The organism is Escherichia sp. WS2035, from assembly GCF_046487065.1.
GTDB lineage: Bacteria > Pseudomonadota > Gammaproteobacteria > Enterobacterales > Enterobacteriaceae > Escherichia > Escherichia coli.
Window position 1 is genome coordinate 1 of sequence record NZ_JBJQKD010000036.1, and the last position, 4,337, is coordinate 4,337.

4 protein-coding genes and 4 tRNA genes are annotated in these 4,337 nt (G+C 47.2%); 7 read left to right on the forward strand and 1 reads right to left on the reverse strand.

Features of this window, described 5'->3' with window-relative positions; genetic code table 11:
• Positions 1-204 precede the first annotated feature (204 nt).
• The gene (gene murB, locus ACJHX4_RS26505) at positions 205-1,233 is read left to right on the forward strand and encodes a UDP-N-acetylmuramate dehydrogenase (protein WP_001016671.1); all 1,029 of its coding nucleotides are present in this window, start codon (positions 205-207) and stop codon (positions 1,231-1,233) included.
• Positions 1,230-2,195, forward strand: coding sequence for a bifunctional biotin--[acetyl-CoA-carboxylase] ligase/biotin operon repressor BirA (birA, locus tag ACJHX4_RS26510; RefSeq protein WP_000654592.1), 966 nt, complete (start codon positions 1,230-1,232; stop codon positions 2,193-2,195). The genes murB and birA overlap by 4 nt, the downstream gene beginning before the upstream one ends.
• Before the next feature lie 28 nt (positions 2,196-2,223).
• Here birA and coaA read toward each other — a convergent pair whose 3' ends face one another.
• On the reverse strand, positions 2,224-3,174 hold the full coding sequence (coaA, locus tag ACJHX4_RS26515; protein WP_000023081.1) for a type I pantothenate kinase: 951 nt from the start codon (positions 3,172-3,174) through the stop codon (positions 2,224-2,226).
• A 361-nt stretch (positions 3,175-3,535) separates the two neighbouring features.
• On the opposite strand from coaA, the gene ACJHX4_RS26520 reads away from it, so the two are divergent.
• The 5 genes from ACJHX4_RS26520 to ACJHX4_RS26540 all read left to right on the forward strand — a co-directional run.
• Positions 3,536-3,611 (forward strand) — tRNA-Thr (locus tag ACJHX4_RS26520).
• Positions 3,612-3,619: 8 nt separating this feature from the next.
• Positions 3,620-3,704 (forward strand) — tRNA-Tyr (locus ACJHX4_RS26525).
• Between the two features lie 116 nt (positions 3,705-3,820).
• Positions 3,821-3,895: transfer RNA gene (locus tag ACJHX4_RS26530), tRNA-Gly, on the forward strand.
• A gap of 6 nt (positions 3,896-3,901) precedes the next feature.
• A tRNA-Thr gene (locus ACJHX4_RS26535) sits at positions 3,902-3,977 on the forward strand.
• 114 nt (positions 3,978-4,091) lie between these two features.
• On the forward strand, positions 4,092-4,337 hold a 246-nt coding region (locus tag ACJHX4_RS26540), incomplete at its 3' end, for a GTP-binding protein (RefSeq protein ID WP_044810207.1).

Sequence of the window (4,337 nt, forward strand, 5' to 3'; positions counted from 1 at the left end):
AGAAGTGAAACGCCGTAGCGCCGATGGTAGTGTGGGGTCTCCCCATGCGAGAGTAGGGAACTGCCAGGCATCAAATTAAGCGAAAGGCCCAGTCGGAAGACTGGGCCTTTTGCGTTTCTATAAACTCTTCCTGTCGTCATATCTACAAGCCATCCCCCCACAGATACGGTAAACTAGCCTCGTTTTTGCATCAGGAAAGCAGCTATGAACCACTCCTTAAAACCCTGGAACACATTTGGCATTGATCATAATGCTCAGCACATTGTATGTGCCGAAGACGAACAACAATTACTCAATGCCTGGCAGCATGCAACCGCAGAAGGACAACCCGTTCTTATTCTGGGTGAAGGAAGTAATGTACTTTTTCTGGAAGACTATCGCGGCACGGTGATCATCAACCGGATCAAAGGTATCGAAATTCATGATGAACCTGATGCGTGGTATTTACATGTAGGAGCCGGAGAAAACTGGCATCGCCTTGTAAAATACACTTTGCAGGAAGGTATGCCTGGTCTGGAAAATCTGGCATTAATTCCTGGTTGTGTCGGCTCATCACCTATCCAGAATATTGGTGCTTATGGCGTAGAATTACAGCGAGTTTGCGCTTATGTTGATTGTGTTGAACTGGCGACAGGCAAGCAAGTGCGCTTAACTGCCAAAGAGTGCCGTTTTGGCTATCGCGACAGTATTTTTAAACATGAATACCAGGATCGCTTCGCTATTGTAGCCGTAGGCCTGCGTCTGCCAAAAGAGTGGCAACCTGTACTGACGTATGGTGACTTAACTCGTCTGGATCCTACAACAGTAACGCCACAGCAAGTATTTAATGCGGTGTGTCATATGCGCACCACCAAACTCCCTGATCCAAAAGTGAATGGCAATGCCGGTAGTTTCTTCAAAAACCCTGTTGTATCTGCCGAAACGGCTAAAGTATTACTGGCACAATTTCCAACAGCACCAAATTATCCCCAGGCGGATGGTTCAGTAAAACTGGCAGCAGGTTGGCTTATCGATCAGTGCCAGCTAAAAGGGATGCAAATGGGTAGGGCTGCGGTGCACCGTCAACAGGCGTTAGTCCTCATTAATGAAGACAATGCAAAAAGCGAAGATGTGGTGCAACTGGCACTTCATGTAAGACAAAAAGTGGGTGAAAAATTTAATGTCTGGCTTGAGCCTGAAGTTCGCTTTATTGGTGCATCAGGTGAAGTTAGCGCAGTGGAGACGATTTCATGAAGGATAATACCGTTCCGCTGAAATTAATCGCGCTGTTAGCGAATGGCGAATTTCACTCTGGTGAGCAGTTGGGTGAATCGTTAGGAATGAGCCGGGCGGCTATTAATAAACACATTCAGACACTGCGTGACTGGGGCGTTGATGTCTTTACCGTTCCGGGTAAAGGATACAGCCTGCCTGAGCCTATCCAGTTACTTAATGCTGAACAGATATTGGGTCAGCTGGATGGCGGTAGTGTAACTGTGCTGCCCGTTATTGACTCCACGAATCAGTACCTTCTTGATCGTATCGGAGAGCTTAAATCGGGCGATGCCTGTGTTGCAGAATACCAGCAGGCTGGCCGTGGTCGCCGGGGTCGGAAATGGTTTTCGCCTTTTGGCGCAAACTTATATTTGTCGATGTTCTGGCGTCTGGAACAAGGCCCGGCGGCGGCGATTGGTTTAAGTCTGGTTATCGGTATCGTGATGGCGGAAGTATTACGCAAGCTGGGTGCAGATAAAGTTCGTGTTAAATGGCCTAATGACCTCTATCTGCAGGATCGCAAGCTGGCAGGCATTCTTGTGGAGCTGACTGGCAAAACCGGCGATGCGGCGCAAATAGTCATTGGCGCAGGGATCAACATGGCAATGCGTCGTGTTGAAGAGAGTGTCGTTAATCAAGGGTGGATCACGCTGCAGGAAGCCGGGATCAATCTCGATCGTAATAGTCTTGCGGCCATGCTGATACGTGAATTACGCGCGGCGCTGGAACTCTTCGAGCAAGAAGGATTGGCACCTTATCTTTCGCGCTGGGAAAAGTTGGATAATTTTATTAATCGCCCAGTGAAACTTATCATTGGTGATAAAGAAATATTTGGCATTTCACGCGGAATAGACAAACAGGGTGCTTTATTACTTGAGCAGGATGGAATAATAAAACCCTGGATGGGCGGTGAAATATCCCTGCGTAGTGCAGAAAAATAAGAAAGGGGAGCATTAGCTCCCCTGAAAATTATTTGCGTAGTCTGACCTCTTCTACTGCATGATTAGCACTTTTCGTCAGGATCAAACTGGCACGCTCGCGAGTAGGTAGAATATTTTGCTTTAAGTTCAGCCAGTTGATCTCTTTCCACAATGTCATGGCAGTCTTAATAGCTTCTTCTTTAGTTAATTTCGCGTAGTTATGAAAATAGGAATCCGGGTCTGTAAAAGCCCCTTCGCGGAATTTCAGAAAACGGTTGATATACCACGTCTGAAGTAAGTCTTCCGGTGCATCAACATATATCGAAAAATCGACAAAATCAGAAACAAATACATGATGTGGATCGTGTGGATAATCCATCCCGCTCTGTAAGACATTTAACCCTTCAAGAATTAAAATATCAGGCTGAACAACCGTTTTATCTCCATCCGGGATCACATCATAAATAAGATGCGAGTAAACAGGGGCTGTAACGTTTGGCACGCCGGATTTGAGATCGGAAACAAACTTCACCAGGCGATGCATATCATACGATTCCGGGAAGCCTTTCTTCTTCATCAGACCACGTTCTTTCAGAACCTGATTAGGGTGAAGGAAGCCATCTGTAGTGATCAGTTCAACACGACGATGTTCCGGCCAACGGCTTAATAGCGCCTGCAATACACGGGCGGTTGTACTTTTCCCCACCGCGACACTACCAGCAATACTGATAATGTAAGGAATGCGTTGCCCGTTGGTACCAAGAAACTGTTCCAAAACTGCCTGACGGCGCAGATTCGAGCTTATATAGAAGTTCAGCAAACGTGACAGAGGTAAATAGATCTCGGCAACTTCTTCTAACGAGAGATCTTCATTAATACCTTTGAGACGGGCGATCTCATCTTCCGATAACGTCATAGGTACGGAATCACGCAGAGCTGCCCACTGGTTGCGGTCAAACTGTAGGTAAGGCGTCATTAACGTTTGCTCTTTTATACTCATAAGCATGTTTCTGGCGGTCATAGCTCTATCGGCAAAGCGATATTTGCCATGGCGCGTCACAGTTCTGTTGAATGGGTTAATGGGCAGGAGGGTAACACCAGATGGGGAGGAATAATAAGAAAAAATCTCTCCCAGGAAGCTATCGTTGAAAAGCAATGTGACAGATATTCCATCTGATAAAAAGAATTATGGTTTAGCAGGAGCACATTGTTGAGCACAATGATGTTGAAAAAGTGTGCTAATCTGCCCTCCGTTCGGCTGTTTCTTCATCGTGTCGCATAAAATGTGACCAATAAAACAAATTATGCAATTTTTTAGTTGCATGAACTCGCATGTCTCCATAGAATGCGCGCTACTTGATGCCGACTTAGCTCAGTAGGTAGAGCAACTGACTTGTAATCAGTAGGTCACCAGTTCGATTCCGGTAGTCGGCACCATCAAGTCCGGTGGGGTTCCCGAGCGGCCAAAGGGAGCAGACTGTAAATCTGCCGTCACAGACTTCGAAGGTTCGAATCCTTCCCCCACCACCAATTTCGGCCACGCGATGGCGTAGCCCGAGACGATAAGTTCGCTTACCGGCTCGAATAAAGAGAGCTTCTCTCGATATTCAGTGCAGAATGAAAATCAGGTAGCCGAGTTCCAGGATGCGGGCATCGTATAATGGCTATTACCTCAGCCTTCCAAGCTGATGATGCGGGTTCGATTCCCGCTGCCCGCTCCAAGATGTGCTGATATAGCTCAGTTGGTAGAGCGCACCCTTGGTAAGGGTGAGGTCGGCAGTTCGAATCTGCCTATCAGCACCACTTCTTTTCTCCTCCCTGTTTTTTCCTTCTGTTTATTGCATTCAACAAGTCGGGCATGTTGCCTGGTTGATGTGGTGATATCACCGATTTATCCGTGTCTTAGAGGGACAATCGATGTCTAAAGAAAAGTTTGAACGTACAAAACCGCACGTTAACGTCGGTACTATCGGCCACGTTGACCATGGTAAAACAACGCTGACCGCTGCAATCACTACCGTACTGGCTAAAACCTACGGCGGTGCTGCTCGCGCATTCGACCAGATCGATAACGCGCCGGAAGAAAAGGCTCGTGGTATCACCATCAACACTTCTCACGTTGAATACGACACCCCGACCCGTCACTACGCACACGTAGACTGC

Bases quoted from the DNA above. Each gene is read 5' to 3' on its own strand.
- murB (WP_001016671.1), top strand. From the start codon at position 205: ATGAACCACTCCTTAAAACCCTGGAACACATTTGGCATTGATCATAAT.
- birA (WP_000654592.1), top strand. From the start codon at position 1,230: ATGAAGGATAATACCGTTCCGCTGAAATTAATCGCGCTGTTAGCGAAT.
- coaA (WP_000023081.1), bottom strand. From the start codon at position 3,174: ATGAGTATAAAAGAGCAAACGTTAATGACGCCTTACCTACAGTTTGAC.